General features: G+C 63.1%; 17 protein-coding genes. 14 read left to right on the top strand and 3 right to left on the bottom strand.

Annotation, left to right across the window (positions count from 1 at the left end):
* Together QZ326_RS02455 and QZ326_RS02450 are read left to right on the top strand one after the other, a co-directional pair.
* The coding region (locus QZ326_RS02455; RefSeq protein ID WP_295740850.1) for a YafY family protein at positions 1-575 on the top strand (575 nt) is incomplete at its 5' end.
* Positions 576-656: 81 nt separating this feature from the next.
* Positions 657-929: a zinc ribbon domain-containing protein gene (locus QZ326_RS02450; protein WP_295740848.1), complete on the top strand. Its 273-nt coding sequence runs from the start codon at positions 657-659 to the stop codon at positions 927-929.
* Between the two features lie 44 nt (positions 930-973).
* Here the strand turns inward: QZ326_RS02450 and QZ326_RS02445 are convergent, their stop codons facing one another.
* Positions 974-2,248: a glycosyl hydrolase family 18 protein gene (locus QZ326_RS02445; protein WP_295740846.1), complete on the bottom strand. Its 1,275-nt coding sequence runs from the start codon at positions 2,246-2,248 to the stop codon at positions 974-976.
* 100 nt (positions 2,249-2,348) lie between these two features.
* Here QZ326_RS02445 and QZ326_RS02440 point away from each other — a divergent pair, with 100 nt between their 5' ends.
* Together QZ326_RS02440 and QZ326_RS02435 are read left to right on the top strand one after the other, a co-directional pair.
* Positions 2,349-3,095 carry a ZIP family metal transporter gene (locus QZ326_RS02440; protein ID WP_295740844.1) on the top strand — a complete coding sequence of 249 codons (747 nt, stop codon included), beginning with the start codon at positions 2,349-2,351 and terminating at the stop codon, positions 3,093-3,095.
* 102 nt (positions 3,096-3,197) lie between these two features.
* Complete coding sequence (locus tag QZ326_RS02435; protein ID WP_295740842.1) at positions 3,198-3,863, top strand: HAD hydrolase-like protein; 666 nt, start codon at positions 3,198-3,200, stop codon at positions 3,861-3,863.
* Positions 3,864-4,041: 178 nt separating this feature from the next.
* Here the strand turns inward: QZ326_RS02435 and QZ326_RS02430 are convergent, their stop codons facing one another.
* The gene (locus QZ326_RS02430) at positions 4,042-5,358 is read right to left on the bottom strand and encodes a S1C family serine protease (protein ID WP_295740840.1); all 1,317 of its coding nucleotides are present in this window, start codon (positions 5,356-5,358) and stop codon (positions 4,042-4,044) included.
* A gap of 213 nt (positions 5,359-5,571) precedes the next feature.
* On the opposite strand from QZ326_RS02430, the gene QZ326_RS02425 reads away from it, so the two are divergent.
* Together QZ326_RS02425 and deoC are read left to right on the top strand one after the other, a co-directional pair.
* Complete coding sequence (locus tag QZ326_RS02425; RefSeq protein WP_295740839.1) at positions 5,572-6,552, top strand: MBL fold metallo-hydrolase; 981 nt, start codon at positions 5,572-5,574, stop codon at positions 6,550-6,552.
* Between the two features lie 14 nt (positions 6,553-6,566).
* The gene (gene deoC, locus QZ326_RS02420) at positions 6,567-7,223 is read left to right on the top strand and encodes a deoxyribose-phosphate aldolase (RefSeq protein ID WP_295740837.1); all 657 of its coding nucleotides are present in this window, start codon (positions 6,567-6,569) and stop codon (positions 7,221-7,223) included.
* A gap of 70 nt (positions 7,224-7,293) precedes the next feature.
* Here the strand turns inward: deoC and QZ326_RS02415 are convergent, their stop codons facing one another.
* Positions 7,294-8,214 carry a nucleoside recognition domain-containing protein gene (locus QZ326_RS02415; protein WP_295740836.1) on the bottom strand — a complete coding sequence of 307 codons (921 nt, stop codon included), beginning with the start codon at positions 8,212-8,214 and terminating at the stop codon, positions 7,294-7,296.
* 149 nt (positions 8,215-8,363) lie between these two features.
* Between QZ326_RS02415 and QZ326_RS02410 the strand changes: the two genes are divergently transcribed.
* The 8 genes from QZ326_RS02410 to QZ326_RS02375 all read left to right on the top strand — a co-directional run bounded on the left by QZ326_RS02410 (position 8,364) and on the right by QZ326_RS02375 (position 17,774).
* Complete coding sequence (locus QZ326_RS02410; RefSeq protein ID WP_295740834.1) at positions 8,364-8,654, top strand: YabP/YqfC family sporulation protein; 291 nt, start codon at positions 8,364-8,366, stop codon at positions 8,652-8,654.
* 4 nt (positions 8,655-8,658) lie between these two features.
* Positions 8,659-9,861 (top strand): sporulation protein YqfD, encoded by a 1,203-nt coding sequence (locus tag QZ326_RS02405; RefSeq protein ID WP_295740832.1) that lies wholly within the window; start codon positions 8,659-8,661, stop codon positions 9,859-9,861.
* Positions 9,862-9,879: 18 nt separating this feature from the next.
* On the top strand, positions 9,880-10,857 hold the full coding sequence (locus QZ326_RS02400; RefSeq protein ID WP_295740830.1) for a PhoH family protein: 978 nt from the start codon (positions 9,880-9,882) through the stop codon (positions 10,855-10,857).
* A gap of 148 nt (positions 10,858-11,005) precedes the next feature.
* Positions 11,006-11,497 carry an rRNA maturation RNase YbeY gene (gene ybeY / locus QZ326_RS02395; RefSeq protein WP_295740828.1) on the top strand — a complete coding sequence of 164 codons (492 nt, stop codon included), beginning with the start codon at positions 11,006-11,008 and terminating at the stop codon, positions 11,495-11,497.
* 210 nt (positions 11,498-11,707) lie between these two features.
* A complete protein-coding gene (locus QZ326_RS02390; RefSeq protein ID WP_295740826.1) occupies positions 11,708-12,031 on the top strand; it encodes a hypothetical protein in 324 nt (107 codons plus the stop codon).
* 19 nt (positions 12,032-12,050) lie between these two features.
* Positions 12,051-14,294, top strand: coding sequence for an ATP-dependent RecD-like DNA helicase (locus QZ326_RS02385; protein WP_295740824.1), 2,244 nt, complete (start codon positions 12,051-12,053; stop codon positions 14,292-14,294).
* A 67-nt stretch (positions 14,295-14,361) separates the two neighbouring features.
* The gene (locus QZ326_RS02380; protein WP_295740822.1) at positions 14,362-16,176 is read left to right on the top strand and encodes a sigma 54-interacting transcriptional regulator; all 1,815 of its coding nucleotides are present in this window, start codon (positions 14,362-14,364) and stop codon (positions 16,174-16,176) included.
* Positions 16,177-16,523: 347 nt separating this feature from the next.
* On the top strand, positions 16,524-17,774 hold the full coding sequence (locus QZ326_RS02375) for a dicarboxylate/amino acid:cation symporter (RefSeq protein ID WP_295740821.1): 1,251 nt from the start codon (positions 16,524-16,526) through the stop codon (positions 17,772-17,774).
* The last annotated feature ends 2 nt before the right edge of the window (positions 17,775-17,776 follow it).

Genomic DNA, 17,776 nt, shown 5'->3' with positions numbered 1-17,776 from the left:
GCGACTGGCTGGAGGTGGACTTCACCGACTGGGGCAGCGGGGCGGCGGAACGGGAGAACTTCGCCCTGGTGAAGGGGGCCATCCTGGCCCGCAGGCCCTTGTCCTTCACCTATTACAGCTCCGCCGGGGAGCAGAGCCGCCGCACCGTGGAGCCCGCCCGGCTGGTGTTCAAGGGCGGGTGCTGGTATCTCTCGGCCTTTTGCCAAAAGCGGCAGGACTGGCGGATTTTCCGTCTGATGCGGATGGAGGACCTTTCGCCGGAGGAGGGAACCTGTCCGTCCCGCCGTCCCCCGGAGCGCCTGGAGGCCCCGCCGTCCCCGGACTACCGGGGCGTGGACCTGCGGCTGCGCTTCACCTCCTCTGCCGCCTGGCGGGTACGGGACTACTTCCATCCGGGGCAAATCATCCCCCTGCCGGACGGCCGCCTGCTGGTGGAGTGCAATTTCCCGGAGGACCAGTGGCTGCTGTCCTTTCTCCTGTCCTTTGGCAGTCAGCTGGAGGTACTGTCGCCGGCCTATTGGCGGGAGCTCCTCACCGAAGAGATCAAAAAACTTTCGGCGGTCTATGAAACCTGACAGACCCTGTCAGGTTTTATGGCGTATCCTTATGCCAGAGACAGGGGAACAGACCCCTTCCAACATAAGGAGGTTTTCTCAATGGAAGAACGAAAATTTTGTCAGTGCTGCGGTATGCCCTTGGACAGGCTTCAGGACACGGGCACCGAGACGGACGGCACCCCCAGCGCCGACTACTGCCGCTACTGCTACCAGAATGGGGGCTTCACCGCCCCTGACGCCACGATGGACGACATCATAGCCTTCAATCTGAAGTTCAACGCGGAGAACGGTCACCCCATGGGCACGCAGGAAGAGGCGGAGAAGATGATGCGGAGCTGGTTCCCTACACTGAAGCGGTGGAAAGAGGTCTGAACGGGACCGGGCAGCTGTCAAAATGACAGCTGCCCGGTCCCGTCTTACCAGATATCGTACAGCGCTGCCATCACCTGCCAGATCTGAGAAAAGGGCCGCATCAGGTTCCATACCCCACCGCCCTGGAAGCCATACTCCGCAATGAGCCGCAGCTTGGCATCCATGCTTCGGGCGTCCTCAAACCAGACCTCGTGGACCGTGCCCCCGGCGTCAGTGTAGTGGAAGAAGGGGGACTGGGCGGTCTCGTCAAACTGGATGGCAATGTCATGTTCCAGCGCCAGCTCAATAGCCCGCTGATTGGAGATGGACTGGGCCCGTGTAGTCCCCCGGACAAAGGGCAGAGGCCAGTCGTAGCCGTAATTGGGAATCCCCAAAAAGATCTTCCCGGCGGGAATCTCCGTGACGGCGTAGTCCAGCACCGCCCGGACATTGGGAAGCGGAGCCACCGCCATGGGCGGCCCGGCGGTATAGCCCCACTCGTATGTCATCAGCAGCACCCCATCCACAGCGGCGCTGACGCCGGCGTAGTCATGGGCCTCGTACAACAGCCCCCGCTGGGCGGCAGAGGTCTTGGGGGCCAGAGCCGCCCAGAGGAACAGTCCCCGGGCCCGGAGCATTCGGTGGAGACGGTCCAAAAAGGCTGCGTAGGCCGCCGCCAGATAGCCAGGCAGGTACTCAAAGTCCACGTCCAACCCCACATAATCCTTTTCTCCGATTACCCAGAATATTTCGTCTATCAGGCGGTTCTGCATGGCATAGTCCGTCAGCACCATGGCGCCCCGCCCCGTGTCGAAGCCACCGGACTCCGTGAGGGTGGACAGGTGCATCACCGGGCGGGTGCCGTGGGACCGGGTGGCGGAAATCATGGCGCCGTCGTCCAGGGACAGTAATCCTCCTTTGGCGTCAATGCCGTATGTAAAGGGAGCCATATATGTGAGATAGGGCAGCTGCGCCTCCAGCAGCCGGGGATTGATGAAGGGATAGGCATAGCCGTTGAAGGCGGCCGCGCCGATTTTCTCATCAAAATAGGAGATCACCAAAAGCTGCCCCTCCTGCAGCGCGTCTCCGCCGCCCAGAACCCAGTTGTTCTGCCAGAGGGCGCGGGTGTCCGTTCCGTAGGCCGCGGCAATGGAGCTAAGGGTCTCCCCGGACCGGACGGCGTGGATCTGCCGGGGAAAGCGGACCACCAGGGTCTGCCCCACCGCCAGGGCCCCACCGGCGGGAACGTCGTTGGCGGAGCCCAGCAGGGCGGGGTCCACCCCGTAGAGGGCGGCTATGGAGTCCAGGGTCTCCCCGGACCGGACAACATGGATCGTCATGGAACATCACCTCTCTTTCAGGCTATGCCCGCAGGAATAGTTCTAGACGGCTCCGGGAAAAAATAGAGTTTTGTTGAGACGTTGAGGGGCGGTGAACGCGGTGGAGCTTTTAGGAGAGGTGCTGGTGATCACAGCGGCGGCGGGCGTCGGCGGCACGGGACTGGGCGGACTGACCGCCTGTCTGTTCCGGCGGGACTCCAGCCGGGCAGTGAGCCTGCTTTTGAGCTTTGCCGCCGGGGTGATGACGGCGGTGGTGTGCTTTGACCTGCTGGCGGACGCCGTGTCTCCGGAGGGCGGGCAGCTGTTTCTGGCGGTGCCGGGCATTCTGCTGGGCTGCGCCGTCACCAGTTCACTCAACGCCTGGATCGGGCGGCGAAGCGGAACCGGGCATGGGCTGTTCCTGGCGGGACTGGTGATGGCGGCGGCCATCGCCCTGCACAACGTGCCGGAGGGCATGGTCATCGGGACCTCTTTTGCCCGGGGAGCGGTCCATCCCGCCACGGCCCGAAGCGGGATCATGATGGCGGTAGTCATTGGCCTGCACAACATCCCGGAGGGCATGGCGGTAGCCGTCCCGCTGATCTCCGGCGGCATGGGACGGGCTAGAGCCGCCGGGGCCGCAGCCCTCACCGGCGCGCCCACTGTGCTGGGGGCCCTGCTGGGCTTCTGCCTGGGGACCCTGGGCCCCACGAGCCTGACCCTGGCCCTGAGCTTCGCCTCCGGGGCCATGCTGTACGTGGTGTTCGGGGAACTGCTTCCGGAGTCCGCCCTGATGTGGCGGAGCAAGGCCCCCGCCCTGGCAGCGGTATTGGGGATCATCACCGGCATGGTAATCGTGTACGCATAGCGGTCACTTCAGCCGGGAAATTGTTCAATCTGCCGGAAAATTCCCTGTGCCCTTGCAAAAGGCCGGCAGCCGTGATACACTTTCCGGCAGGAGGGTAAGAACATGTATCAATACATTTTTTTCGACCTGGACGGCACCCTGACCGACTCCCAGGAGGGCGTGCTGGAGTGCGTGCGGTATGCCATAGCGGCCATGGGCTGCCCTGTGCCGGAGGCTCCGGACTTGCTGAAGTTCATCGGCCCGCCGCTTCAAGACTCTTTCATGCAGTACTGCGGCCTCAGCCAGGAAGGAGCTCAGGAGGCCCTCCGGCTCTTCCGGGAGCAATATGTCCCCGTAGGCCAATTCAAAAACCGCCCGGCCCCGGGCATTGCGGAGATGATGGGCCGGCTGAGCGCCCGGGGATTCACACTGGCGCTGGCCTCCTCCAAAGCGGAGTCCCAGTGCATCTCCATCTGTGAGCGGTTTGGCTTCGCGCCCCATCTGGCGGTGATTGCCGGCAGCTCCGACAACCGGGACCAGAGCAAGGCAGACGTCATCCGGGAGGCCATGAGCCGCCTGGGTCTCACAGATCCCCGCCGCGCCCTGATGGTAGGTGACCGGAAGTACGACGTGGAGGGCGCCCGGGCCTGCGGCATGGACTGCGCAGGTGTGGAGTTTTTCGGCTACGCGCCCCTGGGAGAGCTGGCAGAGGCCGGCGCTGTGGCGGTGGTTCAGACCCCGGCAGAGCTGGAGGCCTTTATTCTGGCCCACGGCGGGCCAGCTGTATAAAACGCAGAAAGAGGGAGTTTCAAAACTTTTTATGGTTCTGAAAATCCCTGATTTCAATGGCGCGGGGAACCCTTCTTGGGTTCCCCGCACATACCCTTCCTTACCATTGAATACATCTCCACCATTTCCTGACAGTCTAAGAGGGAGCGCCTACGGCGCTCCCTCTTTGTTCACTGGGTCACCTGTCTTTTTCCGCTCTGACCTGTTCGACCTTGGCCTGCTCAATTTTGGCTACCTCCGCCAGGGTCCAGCCCCTGCCGGTCAGATCTGCCTCCATTACCGGGTCCACGGGGACGCCCAGATACATGCTGTTGCCCTGGGCGTAGGCGCCGGTGGTGACAGCGATCGCCTGTCCGTAGACATTCATCAAAGCGCCGCCGCTGCTGCCCTTGGAGATATCCGCCGTATTCATGACGCAGGGCCAGGCATAACCGGGCACCTCCCGCTCCGTGGCGCTGACCACACCCTCGCTGACAGCCAGGCCGCCGCCTAAGGGGTTGCCCAAGGCGTACACCTTGTCGCCGGGCCGGACGTCGCCGGTGCCCGCCATCTCCAGATACTTGAAGGCGGAGGTGGTCTTGCCCCCGGTGGTGGTCTGGGAGATCTTCACCACGGCGATGTCGATCTCCGGGTCGTAGTAAACAACCCGGTCGATTGGAAAGGTCTCCCCGGTGGAGAGGGTGGCGGTGCCGTAAATGCCATCCTCAATGGAGTGGTAATTGGTGACGGCCAGGCCGTCGGCGGAGATAAAAAAGCCGCTGGCGGTAGAGGTGGGGGTTCCCTTGTCCACGTACTTCTGCTTCTCATAGAGGTCCAGGCGGAACACAGCGGCGGTGAGCCGGTCCGCCGCCTGACGGACCGTCAGGGCCGTCTCCAACAGGCCCAGCGCATTGGCCGCGGTCCGGATGGAGGGGGTCTTCTCCACCAGACGGCCGATCACCGTGGCACTGCCGTCCTTATAGGGGAAGAGCAGAGCGTCCATGGCGGACTGATACAGCTGGCCCCGGGTCAATCCGCCGCTGTACGTCCGGGACGTCAGGCCGATCTGCTGGGCAAAAAGCGCCGCGCCGCCAACCGCAAAGTCTCCGCTCTTGTCGCTGTATCCCAACATTCGCAGCAAAAATGCAAACCAGGCGTTGGCGGTGACAGTGCTGTCGGGTTTGAACTCCGTCAGCGCCGCCCCGGAGGCCCAGCCCCGATGCGCGGCGTATGTGATCTCCGCATGGGCCCAGGCAGGGACATCGGTAAAGCCGGAGATCCAGTTGTCGTTTTTCGCCTCCTGGTGCGCCCCGGCCAGGGCCACCAGCAGCACCACCGCCTGGGCCCGCGTGGCGGGGAGGTTCAGGTCCTTCTCATTGGAGACAGTCTCAATCAGGCCCAGGGTGGCCAGGGAGTCCGCAGCCCGGGCAGCTTCCCCCTGGAGAGCAGAAGCTGCAGGCAGAGCGCCCGTCAGCAAGACCAGGGCACAGAGCAGGGAAAAAATCCTTTTTTTCATGGTATTCCTCCGAATTCAGGGTATATCCGTTGTGAAAGCGATATATGTTGACCCGGCCCCCGCGTCAACACATTCTATTGTAGCACCAACTGGCCCCCGGCGCAAGAAAAAACAAAAGGGCGCCCTCGGAAATCTCTGCTCCCCCGGAATATTCTGGACATCCGGGCAAAAACTTGCTATACTCGTCACCAAACAGGATGAACGGAGGCACGTATGGCGGAGCAGCTGGCAAAAGACCTTTGGCGTCTGGAGATTCCCCTGGAGGGCAATCCCCTGAAAACACTGAACAGTTATCTGATCATGGGAGAGCGGAACCTTCTGATCGACACTGGCTTTCGCTGGGAGACCTGCCGCGCCGCCTGTGAGCAGCAGTTGGCGGAAGCCGGTGCGGACCGGGACCGGACGGATATCTTCGTCACCCATCTCCACAGTGACCACGCAGGGCTGGCGCCGGACCTGATCCGGCCCGGATGCCATATCCTCATAGGGGAGACCGACGGCAGAGGCGTCGGCGACTACATGGACGGTGCCCACTGGCGGGGCCTCTACGCCCGGTACGTGCTGGACGGCTTTTCCCAAGTGGAGGCAGACCGCCTCTTCGGCGCCAATCCCGCCCAGACGGCCGCCCCAAGGGCGTGGGGACAGTACACGCCTCTGAGGGACGGAGATGTTTTGTCCTATGGCCGGCGCCGCCTCCGGTGCCTCCTGACCCCGGGACACACGCCGGGCCATATGTGCCTCTACGAGCCGGAGGCCGGATGGCTCTTCACCGGGGACCACATCCTCTTTCACATCTCCCCCAATATCTGCCGCTGGGAGAGCATGCCGGATGCCCTGGGCAGCTATCTGGAGAGCCTGCAAGCCGTACGGGACCTGCCGGTGAACCTCCTGCTCCCCGCTCACCGGCGGGAGACCGGCGTCCTCCGGGACCGGGTGGATGAGCTGACCGCCCACCATCTGCGCCGGATTGAGGACGCCTGGCAGACCATCCGGGAGGAACCAGGGCTGACGGGCTATGAGATCGCCGGGCGTATGCGCTGGAGAATCCGCAGCCGCAGCTGGGAGGACTTCCCCCTGGAACAGAAGTTCTTCGCCGTGGGGGAGGCCCTGGCCCACCTGGACTATCTGGAGGTCCGGGGGCGGGCCGTCCGCCGGATGGAACGGGGGAAGTACCGCTACTATACCATAGAATAAAGGAGAGGCCTGAAATGGAACTGAAAGATATCTTGAGCAGATGCGACCACACCCTGCTGGCCCAGACAGCCACGTGGGAGGAGATCCAAACCGTCTGCGACGACGGAATCAAATATGGCTGCGCCAGCGTGTGCATCCCCGCCTCCTATGTGCGCCGTGCGGCGGACTACGTGTCCGGGAAGCTCCCCATCTGCACCGTCATCGGCTTTCCCAACGGCTACGACACCACCGCCGCCAAATGCTTCATGGCAAAAGACGCCGTGGAAAACGGCGCGGACGAGGTGGATATGGTCGTCAATCTCGGCTGGGTAAAGGACCGGCGGTGGGAGGACCTCCTCTCGGAGATCCGGGCGGTGAAGGCCGCCTGCGGCGGAAAGCTCCTGAAAGTCATCATCGAATGCTGTCTGCTGACGGATGATGAAAAAATCAAGCTGTGCGAGATCGTCACGGATTCCGGCGCGGACTATATCAAGACCTCTACCGGCTTTGCCGGAGGCGGCGCCGTCCGGGAGGACGTGGCCCTGTTCGCGGCGCACGTCGGCCCCCATGTGAAGATCAAAGCCGCCGGCGGCATCGCCGGTCTCCAGGACGCGGAGGACTTCATCGCTCTGGGCGCCTCCCGGCTGGGCACCAGCCGGATTGTGAAGGCCGTGAAAGCCATGGGAGTTTGATTCCGCTCTGTACAAAACAGCCGAAAAATACCCTCCGTTGTCGAATTTTCCGACAGCAGAGGGTATTCTGTCACCCCAATACCCAGCCCCGCAGAGCCAGCGCCAGAGCGGCGGACAACAGCCCCTGGAGAACCTTGCCCAAAAGGCAGCTCCGCAGGCGCAGGCCGCTGCCCTCCAGTACCGCCGCCGTCTGGCACAGCACGGACAGCCCGCCCCATCCTGCGCACCCCGCCGCCAGCACGAAGCTGAAGCCGTCCGCCGCCAGCAGAGGCGTCAGGGAGAAGAGCTCCGTCAATCCCACCAGCAGCGGCCCCAGGCGCCCGCCCAAGGCGGCCAGAGGCGCGGCCAGCACATAGAAGAAGATCACAAAGGCACAGACGGACAGCATCCCTGTCAATCCCCCCTGCACCGCCTCCACCAGGGCGGCGAAAAAGGACCGATTTTGAAAAGTATTTTCCCTTACCACATATTGCGGAGAAGCGCTCTCGCCGCTCCGTCGGAAGACCAGCCCCGTCAGCAGGGCCGAGAGGATATGGATCAGCCACAGCCATACCCCAGTCCGAACGCTGCCAAAGACCCCGGCCCCCAGCACACTGATGAGAAACACAGGATTGGAGTTGTTGCAGAAGGCCAGCAGCCGCTCCGCCTCTCCCCGGGTCAATTCCCCCTTCTGATAGAGCCGGGCCGCCGTCTGGGCGCCGATGGGATACCCTCCCGCCAGCCCCAACAGCAGCGCCGAGCTGGCGCATCCCGGCAAACGGAACAACGGCGTCATCAGCCCCGCCAGATGGGGCGAAACCAGCTCCCCAAACCCCAGAGACACCAGCAGAATGGACAGCACTAAAAAGGGAAACAGCGCCGGCACCACGGACCGGCCGCACAGGGCCAAAGCCTCCGCCGCCGCCCGGCGAATCTCCCCGGCTTCCGCCAAAAACCATGCCAGCACAGCGCACAGTCCCAGGCAGGCCAATCCCCGCCACCGCGTTTTCATACACATCACCGCCCTACCCTATGCCGGAGGGGGACAGCTTATGTCCCAAATCTCCCTGTCCGCCATCCGAATTTCTGAACAGGCCCCCTCCCTTTTCAGGCAAGTTTTCACCATGTCCCGCATAGGGTCAGACAAGGGGTGAACTGCAAATGGATCGAAATCGAAAAGACCGGGAGGGCGGCGTTTTGACCTCCGTGGCGGAGCTCTTTGACCTGCCGGCGGATGTGGTGGCAGGTCTGCCGAGGCTGGAGATGGTGGGCAGCCGCCAGCTGTATCTGGAGCACCACACCGGCATTCTCACGTACACGGACCAGCAGATCGACGCCAACACCGCCGGAGGCGTTCTGCGCATAAAGGGAGAACGCCTTACGCTTCTTGCCATGACAGCGGGTGAGCTGCGAGTCGGCGGACACATCCAGTCTGTGGAATGGGTGAGGTAAGGCCATGCTGACGGGAATCATCAACCGCCTCCGGGGCCAGGTCCGCATCCGGGCGGAGAGCGCTTTTCCGGAGCGGATCTTAAATCTGTGCGGCGCCCGGGAGCTGGCCTTCTGGGACGTGGTGTGGGAGTCCCCCACCGCCTTCACCTGCCGCCTTGGACGCCGGGACTGGCACACCTTGCGCCAGGCGGCAAAAAATCTGGACTGCGCGCTCACCGTGGTGGGTCGGGAGGGCGCACCCTACTTTTTTTTCCGCTTCCGCCGCAGGCAGGCCCTGCTGATCGGACTGCTGCTCTGTGCCACAGGCCTGTTCCTGGGCTCTTTCTTCGTCTGGGACTTCGTGGTGGAGGGCAACGAGACCGTGCCCACGGAGGAGATCCTGCGGGCGCTGGAGAAAAACGACGTCCACCTGGGGTCCTTCGGCCTGTCTTTGAACGGAGAGCGCATCCGCAACCACGTGCTGCTGGACATCCCGGAGCTGAGTTGGATTACCGTCAACGTCTCCGGCTGCCGGGCCCACGTCCAGGTGCGGGAGCGGATTCCGGCCCCGGAGCGGCTGGACCGGCAGACCCCCTCCAACATGATCGCCCGGCGGGCGGGGCTGGTGCTGAAGGTCCGGGCTGTGGAGGGTGTGGCCAACGTCCAGCCAGGGTCCGCCGTAGAAAAAGACGAGCTGCTGATCTCCGGCGTGGAGGATACGGATACCGTAGGCGCCCGGGTACTGGCGGGGATGGGCAGTGTCACTGCCAGGACATGGTACACACTGACTGCCCCCATGCCCCTGGAGGTGCTGGAAAAGCAGTACACCGGGGAGGAGAAAGCCCTTGTCTCCCTGGCATTCGGCACACACCGCATAAAATTCTTCTCAAACAGTAGCATCCAGGGGGAGAAATATGATAAAATAACAAACAGACATCCCCTGTCCCTCTTTGGACTGCGTCTGCCGGCCACACTGGTGGTGGAGACCTGCCGTTTTTATGAAGCCGTTCCCACTGTCCGGGCCCCGGCGGAGGCAGAACAGGCCGGGGAGAATATTCTGACGGCGTACCTCGCCTCCCTGGTGGAGCCCTACGGCACGGTCAGCTCCACCCTGTGCTCCTCCCGCCAAAAAGACGGCGTACTGCTGGTGACCTTATCGGCGGAGTGCGTGGAGGAGATCGGAGTGCGGGTGCCAATCTACACGGAAGAACCGGGCGAGAGCCCGTAAATACAGGAGTGAAGCCTTTTGGAACAGAGAATCAGCATCGAGCGGCTGGAACAGGCCGTGAACATCTTCGGCTCTTTTGATGAAAACATCCGCCTTTTGGAGCAGGAGTTCTCCGTCACGGTGACCAACCGGGACGGAGAGCTGCGGGTCAACGGCGATGCGGAGAACACCATGCCTGCCTGCAAGGCTATCCAGGCCCTGCTGACCCTCTCCAGCCGGGGAGAGGCCATCGGGGAGCAGAATGTGCGCTATGTCATCAACCTGGTGCGGGCGGGAAAGGAGAGCCAGATCGCGGAGCTCACCGGCGACGTGCTGTGCATCTCCGCCAAAGGCAGGCCCATCAAGCCCAAGACCATCGGACAGAAGGAATATATCCAGTCCGTACTCAAGAACACCGTCACCATCGGCGTGGGCCCGGCGGGCACCGGCAAGACCTACCTTGCCGTGGCCGCCGCCGTCCAGGCCTTTCGGGACAAGCAGGTGAACCGCATCATTCTCACCCGGCCCGCCGTGGAGGCCGGGGAGCGGCTGGGGTTCCTGCCCGGGGACCTTCAGTCCAAGGTGGACCCCTACCTGCGGCCCCTGTACGACGCCCTCTTCGATATGCTGGGAGCGGAGACGTATCAAAAGTATCTGGAGCGGGGCAACATTGAGGTGGCCCCCCTGGCCTATATGCGAGGCCGGACCCTGGACGACAGCTTTATCATTCTGGACGAAGCCCAGAACACCAGCCGGGAACAGATGAAGATGTTTCTGACCCGGCTGGGCTTTGGCTCCAAGATCGTCATCACCGGCGACGCCACCCAGATCGACCTGCCCGACGGCAAAACCTCCGGCCTGAAGGAGGCCATGCGGGTCCTCAAAAACGTGGAGGGCATCGGCATCTGCCAGCTGACCAACGCCGACGTGGTGCGCCACGTCATGGTCCAGCGGATTGTCCAAGCCTATGAGGACTATGAGAACCGCAAAAGCAAAGACATGGGAAAACGGAAATGAGCGGTCTACCTGATGAAGTCGCCCGCCAACCGGGAGAAGGACCTGAGCGAGGTCTCGGAAGCCGCCCCGGCCGCAAAGGCGGGGAATTCCGGAGCCGGGACAACCTGCCCGGCTGGATCGAAGCAGGGCTTTGAGAGGAGAGAGAACCATGGTAAAGCGGCACTATATTCCCGTCACCGCCAACATCCCCGGTGTAAACGGCAGCCAGAAGGCTCTGATCCGCAAGGTCATCCGCACCGCCCTGGCGGCGGAGGGGGTGGACTTCCCCTGTGAAGTGGACGTGCTTGTCACAGGTGACGCGGAGATTCACCGCCTGAACCGGGAGACGCGGCAGGTGGACAACTCCACGGACGTGCTGAGTTTCCCCGCCTTTGACCTCTCCCCCGGAGAGCTGCCGGAGACGGAGGACGCCGACCCCGGCACAGGGCTGGTGCCCCTGGGGGATATGGTGATCTCCATGGAACATGTGGCGGCACAGGCAAAGGAGTACGGGCATTCCGCCCGCCGGGAGCTGGCGTATCTGGTGGTGCATTCCGTACTCCACCTTCTTGGATATGACCATCTGGATGAGGGGCCTATGAAGGCGCAGATGCGGAGGCGGGAGGAGGAAATTCTCGCCGAATTGGGGATTGGCCGGTAAGACGGTTCCCTTGTGGGAAACGGGGGATTTGATTCTTTCAGAATCCGCCCACGGAGCCGGACGGTAAGTCCGCCGGAACCCGGCGGACTTGAGGGCATCCCACACGTTGAAGCCGTGCAGCCCCTGTCCACGCCCGAGGCGCGAACCCCCGTGCCGCAAAGCGGCACACCCCCCATCCCCCCTGCATAGGCTGTCATGAGGTGATTTACCATGATGCTGCTTCAAGACGGCTGTATCGCATTCCTCGCCGCCGTTGGTCTCACCACCGTGGTCTGGCTGGTGGCCGGCGCCATCTTTCACGCGGGCCGGCCCGCTATTCCGGGCCTTTTGCTGGTCCTACCCCTGCGGGACGAGGCCCTGGCCATGGAGTCCGACGTACGGGAGCTCCGCCGGGTCCAGGGCCAGCTGCCCGGGGCCAAAATCGTCCTGGCGGACTGCGGTCTCACCCCGGACGCCCGCCAGCTTGCCCAGTACCTGGCTGGCCGGGGGAAGAATACCGTGCTGGCGGACGGCGGAGATTTTCAAATGAAGTGAGATAGAAGGTACAAAAGCTATGGAAGAACTGACCTGCTGCGAGGGGACCGTACATAGCCTCATCTTTCAAAATCCGGAAAACGGATATACCGTCCTCCGCCTCCTGACATTGGAGGGCGAGGTGGTCACCGTGGTGGGGTGCGTCCCCTGTGTGGCTCCGGGGGAACACCTCACCGCCTCCGGCGTGTGGGAAACCCACCCCCAGCACGGTGAGCAGCTGCGGGCCACGGAGCTGGAGCGGTCACTGCCGGAGGATGAGGAGGAGATTTTCAGCTACCTCTCCTCCGGCATCTGTAAAGGTGTGGGCCCTGCCACCGCCCGGCGCATTGTGGACCGGTTCGGGGCGGAGACTCTGGACATCCTAGAACGGGAGCCGGAGCGGCTGAACCTCATCAAGGGCATCACCGCCAAGAAGGCCCAGGAGATCGCCGAGGGCTTCCGCCAGCACATGGGACTGCGGCGGCTGATGGCGTTTTTGGCCCAGTACCAGCTGCCACCGGTGCTGGCCATGCGGCTGCGGCGGCTGTACGGCGGCGGGGCGCTGGAGATGGTGCGGGAGAATCCCTACCTGCTGGCGGACGACGGCTGCGGCGTGGCCTTCTCCGCCGCCGACGAGATCGCCATGAGCCTGGGCCTCTCCGCCGACAGCGGCTGCCGGGTGGAGGCGGCGGTGGTCTACGAGCTGAGCCACAACGAGAACAACGGCCATGTCTTTCTGCCCCGGAACAAGCTGCTGGATGCCACCTGCCGCCTGCTGGACTGCGCCAGTGAGCCGGCGGAGGCGGCCCTGGACGCCTTGATTGACCGGGGCGCTGTGGCCCAGGAGCATGTTGCCAAGGTGGACGCCTGCTACCTCCGGCGGCTGTGGGAGGCGGAGGCCTCAGCCTGCAGCCGGCTGAACCTGCTGTTGAGCGCGGAGGCCGACGAGAGCCGCGCCGCAGAGCGGACAGTCCGGGAGATCGAGGCGGAACAGGGCGTCACCTATGCCCCCCAGCAGCGCCAGGCGGTGGAGCTGGCGGCCCGAGAGGGCGTACTGATCCTCACCGGCGGCCCCGGCACCGGCAAGACCACCACCGTGCGGGGCATTGTGGCCCTGTTCCGGCGGATGGGGCTGGACACGGTGCTGGCGGCCCCCACGGGCCGGGCGGCCAAGCGCATGAGCGAGCTCAGTGACATGGAGGCTCAGACCATCCACCGCCTGCTGGGGGTAAAGTGGGACGAGAATACCCAGGAAGCGGTGTTCTCCAAGACGGAAAAAGAGCCTCTGGAAGCGGATGCGGTGATCGTGGACGAGATGAGCATGGTGGACCTGCCGCTGTTCTCCGCCCTGCTGCGGGCCCTGCGGCCCGGCACCCGGCTGGTGCTGGTGGGGGATGCGGACCAGCTGCCCTCCGTAGGAGCGGGGAACGTGTTCTCCGACCTGATCCGCAGCGGCCGGGTGGAGACGGTGTTCCTGCGGGAGGTATTCCGCCAGGCGGAGCAGTCCGCCATCATCCGCAATGCCCACGCCGTGAACATGGGGCAGCCTCCCAAGCTCACCAACAACCAGGGGGATTTCTTCTTCCTCTGCCGCCGGGAAGCGGAGCGAACGGTCTCCACGGTGGTGGATCTGTGCAGGACCCGCCTGCCGGAAGGCATGGGCATCCCGGCGGACCAGATCCAGGTCCTCTCCCCCATGCGCAAGGGACCCAGCGGCACTATCCGCCTCAACACCTGTCTTCAGGAGGCGCTGAATCCCAAATCGCCGGACAAGCGGGAGCTCCTCTGGGGCGAACGGCTCTTCCGGGAGGGGGACCGGATCATGCAGACCCGCAACGACTACGATGTGATCTGGGAGAAAGAGGACGGCTCTGTGGGCAGCGGCATCTTCAACGGCGATATGGGGAAGATCGCCAGGATCGACCCCTCCGGGGAGGTGCTGGAGCTGGCCTTTGACGACGGGCGGCGGGCGGCCTACGGCACGGAGCAGCTCAGCGAGCTGGAGCTGGCCTACGCCGTGACGGTCCACAAGGCCCAGGGCAGCGAGTACCGCTGCGCGGTGCTGGCGGCCATGCCGTCGGCCCAGTCGCTGATGGTGCGGGGAGTGCTTTACACCGCCCTGACCCGGGCCCGGGAGCTGCTGGTGGTGGTGGGGGACGACGCCGTCCTCCGCTCCATGGCGGCCAACGACCGCCAGCAGCGGCGCTACTCAGGCCTGCGGTGGCGGCTGGCCCACAGTGAAAAGACTGCCGGAAATCTTGACAAGGCAGGTGAAAAAACCTAAAATAGCAAAAGGTATAAACTGGAAAATTAGGCGCCAGGCGCCGGAGGAACGGAGGGGATCGACGAACATGGACATGCTGCAAAGTGTCATGGAGGCCTCCTCTCAGGCCATGTTTACCCTGGACCGGGAGGGCACCATCACCCACATCAATCACCAGACCAAGGACTACTTCGGCCTGTTCAACCACAGCCGGCACTCCCACGGCCCCGGGCGCCTGGAGCCCGGAGACCTGGTCATTATCGCCGACACCGCTATTGGCTCCGACGACGGCAACCTCTCCCCCGCCGACCTGGAGCGGCTGAACATCCATGACCGCAAGCTCCGGGCCGGGGACCGGATTGCGGCGGTGAGCCTCTTCGACTCGCCGGAGGCCAAACCCGTATACAAGTTCCTCCCCGGCGGCGACTCCGCCACACTGGAGCTCTCCACTGTCTGGCAGGACATCCCCATCCGGGTGTCCATCGACGGCAGGGCCGCCTCCGTTACCGTGGGTGAGACCGTCTACACCATCGATTACTTCTGGTGCATCGGACAGCTGGTGGTGCTGGACGGAAACACCGGACAGGTGAAATTCTGGGAGGAGAAGGGATACTCCGCCCGAAAGGAGGGCATCGGCAACCTCCTGCGGGGCGCCCCCTTCGTGGGCAAGAGCCCTGGCTCCGAGATCAGGGTGACGGGGTACTATTTCCGGGAGTTTTTCGAGGGGGCGCTGTTCGAGCGGCATCTGGAGCAGGTAATGACCGGCCAGGCCCCGGAGTTCCGGGACATGCCCTACGAAATCAACGGCTACGAGCTGGTGGCCTCCATCCTGCCTGTCACGGACAGCGGCGGGGCCCTCAGCGGCGTCATCGTGAAATTCCGGAACATCGAGGACATTCGGGTCACCATCCAGGAGCGGAACAACGCCATCAAATCCGCCGAGCGGCGGTACCGGGAGCGGGAGCAGGCCTCCCGGCCGGAGGAGAGCGATTTCGCCGCCCTCTTCGGCGGCGGGGCCGCCACGGCGGAGGTGCGCCATCGGGCTTACAAGCTCTCCCAGCTGGACTGCAACGTACTCATCACCGGAGAGAGCGGCACCGGCAAGAGCTATATGGCCCGGGCCTTTGCCCAGGCCCAGCCCCGCAAAGGCGCCTTCGTCACTGTGGACTGCTCCACCATCGCCCCCTCCCTCTTTGAGAGCGAGATGTTCGGCTACGCCGGCGGCGCCTTCACCGGGGCGGACCCCAAGGGCCGGGCCGGCTTCTTTGAGGAGGCGGACGGCGGCACCATTTTCTTGGACGAGATTGGCGAGATCCCCCTGGATGTCCAGGCAAAGCTGCTGCGGGCTATTCAGGACAAAGTGGTCTGCCGGGTGGGCTCCACCCGGCTGATCCCCGTGAATGTGCGCATCCTGGCCGCAACCAACTGCAACCTGCGGGAGAAGGTGGCCGCCGGGCAGTTCCGCCAGGACCTGTACTACCGCCTCAGCGCCTTCTCCCTGGAGCTGCCCTCCCTGCGAAACTGCCAAGAGGACGTCTACTTCCTCATCGACCACCTGATGGAAAAGATTCTCCAAAAGTACGATATGCCCAAGAAGGTGCTCTCCGGGGAGGCGGTGAACAAGCTGCTGGCCTACGACTGGCCGGGAAATATCCGGGAGCTGGAAAACGTGCTGGAGAGCGCTGTCGCCCTCTCGGAGTCCGATATCATCTATGCCGAACACATCCGTCTGGAGCAGGTCCCTCTCCGCATGACCCTGCGCCAGCGCCTGCGGCAGGAGGAGGAGAAGATCATCCGCCAGACCCTGGCCCAGTGCGGCGGCAGCCGCGCGCGGGCCATGGAGGAGCTGGGGCTGTCCAAGACTGTGTTTTATGGCAAGCTGAAGGAGTATCAGATCGAATAGTCAGATCTTCCTTTTTCTGTAAGGAGTTCTGATTTCAGGAAAAGCAGTCCTGAAATCAGAACTCTCTTTGTTTTGATATCAGGACCTTTAATTTATCTTTTATTTATATTTTGTTAAAATTCGGAAAAACTCTGTTTTGTCAGTAAAATTTCAGGCACCTCCTTTGTCGTATTCGACAGGTTTCGTCCGGTTTCTCTATTTTGGCATATATTTTGCTTATATTATCTGGCAGCAGAATCCAAACCGCAAGGGAGGTCCCCCGGCAGAGGCCGGGCGGACGCCGCAGGGAAATCAACCAAAAATCAACCAAATCCGTTCGCAAACGAGAGAAATTGAGAGGAGTCATTATGGACAAAAAAGCTGTTGCGAAAAATTACCGGTTCCTGGCGATCATGCTGGGCGCCATGGTGCTGGGCTGCATCGTGGGCCGGTTCGCTCCTGAGTTCGGCAACAAGATCAGTTTCCTGGGCACTGTATTCATCAACATGATGTTCTGCGTGGTGGTTCCCCTGGTCTTCGCCTCCATCGCCGGGTCTGTGGCCAACATGCGCAGCCGCAAGCGGGCCGGCAAGATCATGGGCACCACCGTGGCCACCTTTGTCATCACCGGCGCCATTGCCGCCGTGATTATGTTCGCCCTGATGAAGATTTTCCCCCCGGTGCTCGCCCCCTGGACGGAGCTGCCCACTGAGGAGCTGGGCGAGTATGCCTCCATCTCCGACATGATCGTCAACTTCTTCACCGCCAGCGATTTCGTGGGCCTGCTAAGCCGCCGCGCCATGCTGCCCCTGATCGTGTTCTCCGTGCTGTTCGGCTTCGCCACCAACCTCTCCGGCGGCGCAGACAGCATCGTCGGCAAGTGGCTCAGCGGCCTCACCGACGTCATGATGAAGTTTGTGCAGATCATCACCTACTATGCCCCCATCGCCTTCTTCGCCATCTTCGCCGATCTGATGGCCACCTACGGCTCCGCCATCACCGAGTCCTACGGCCGGGCCATGGCCGTGTACTATCCCCTGTGCTTCATCTACATCTTCACCGCCTTCCCCCTGTTCGCCTGGTTCGGCGGCGGCAAGCACGGCATCAAGACCATGTTCAGCCACATTGCAAAGCCCGCCGTGGTGTCCCTGGGCACCTGCTCCTCTGTGGCCACCATCCCCACCAACCTCACCGAGGCAGAGGACACCGGCATCTCTAAGGACGTGGCCGAGATGGTCTGCCCCCTGGGCGCCACTATGCACATGGACGGCTCCTGCTTCTCCTGCGTTTTGAAGATCGCCTTCGTCCTGGGCGCCCTGGGCCAGGACTTCAGCTGGGGCATGCTGGTTCCCGTGGTCCTGGTGGCCGTGCTCAGCTCTGTGGGCATGAGCGGCGTCCCCGGCGGCGGCTATATCGGCGAGTATATCATCTGCTCCATCTTCTTCCCCCAGAATATTGAAATCGCCTTCCCGATCCTGGTGGCCATCGGCAACCTGGTGGACCCCCCCGCCACCATGATTAACTCCGCCGGCGACTATGTGGTCTGCTACATCGTCTCCCGCTTCGCCGACGGCAAAGACTGGCTGGACAAGGCCATCGCCAAAAAGTCCGCCGGCTGATT

The organism is uncultured Oscillibacter sp., assembly GCF_910587525.1.
In the GTDB taxonomy this organism is placed as follows: domain Bacteria; phylum Bacillota; class Clostridia; order Oscillospirales; family Oscillospiraceae; genus Oscillibacter.
This window is presented reverse-complemented; position numbering and strand designations above follow the sequence as displayed.

Excerpts from the sequence above, each read along its gene's own strand:
- QZ326_RS02410 (WP_295740834.1), top strand. The coding sequence starts at position 8,364 with ATGGATCGAAATCGAAAAGACCGGGAGGGCGGCGTTTTGACCTCCGTG.
- QZ326_RS02385 (WP_295740824.1), top strand. The coding sequence starts at position 12,051 with ATGGAAGAACTGACCTGCTGCGAGGGGACCGTACATAGCCTCATCTTT.
- QZ326_RS02405 (WP_295740832.1), top strand. The coding sequence starts at position 8,659 with ATGCTGACGGGAATCATCAACCGCCTCCGGGGCCAGGTCCGCATCCGG.
- QZ326_RS02415 (WP_295740836.1), bottom strand. The coding sequence starts at position 8,214 with ATGAAAACGCGGTGGCGGGGATTGGCCTGCCTGGGACTGTGCGCTGTG.
- QZ326_RS02380 (WP_295740822.1), top strand. The coding sequence starts at position 14,362 with ATGGACATGCTGCAAAGTGTCATGGAGGCCTCCTCTCAGGCCATGTTT.
- ybeY (WP_295740828.1), top strand. The coding sequence starts at position 11,006 with ATGGTAAAGCGGCACTATATTCCCGTCACCGCCAACATCCCCGGTGTA.
- QZ326_RS02430 (WP_295740840.1), bottom strand. The coding sequence starts at position 5,358 with ATGAAAAAAAGGATTTTTTCCCTGCTCTGTGCCCTGGTCTTGCTGACG.
- QZ326_RS02390 (WP_295740826.1), top strand. The coding sequence starts at position 11,708 with ATGATGCTGCTTCAAGACGGCTGTATCGCATTCCTCGCCGCCGTTGGT.
- QZ326_RS02435 (WP_295740842.1), top strand. The coding sequence starts at position 3,198 with ATGTATCAATACATTTTTTTCGACCTGGACGGCACCCTGACCGACTCC.
- QZ326_RS02445 (WP_295740846.1), bottom strand. The coding sequence starts at position 2,248 with ATGACGATCCATGTTGTCCGGTCCGGGGAGACCCTGGACTCCATAGCC.
- QZ326_RS02425 (WP_295740839.1), top strand. The coding sequence starts at position 5,572 with ATGGCGGAGCAGCTGGCAAAAGACCTTTGGCGTCTGGAGATTCCCCTG.
- deoC (WP_295740837.1), top strand. The coding sequence starts at position 6,567 with ATGGAACTGAAAGATATCTTGAGCAGATGCGACCACACCCTGCTGGCC.
- QZ326_RS02375 (WP_295740821.1), top strand. The coding sequence starts at position 16,524 with ATGGACAAAAAAGCTGTTGCGAAAAATTACCGGTTCCTGGCGATCATG.
- QZ326_RS02450 (WP_295740848.1), top strand. The coding sequence starts at position 657 with ATGGAAGAACGAAAATTTTGTCAGTGCTGCGGTATGCCCTTGGACAGG.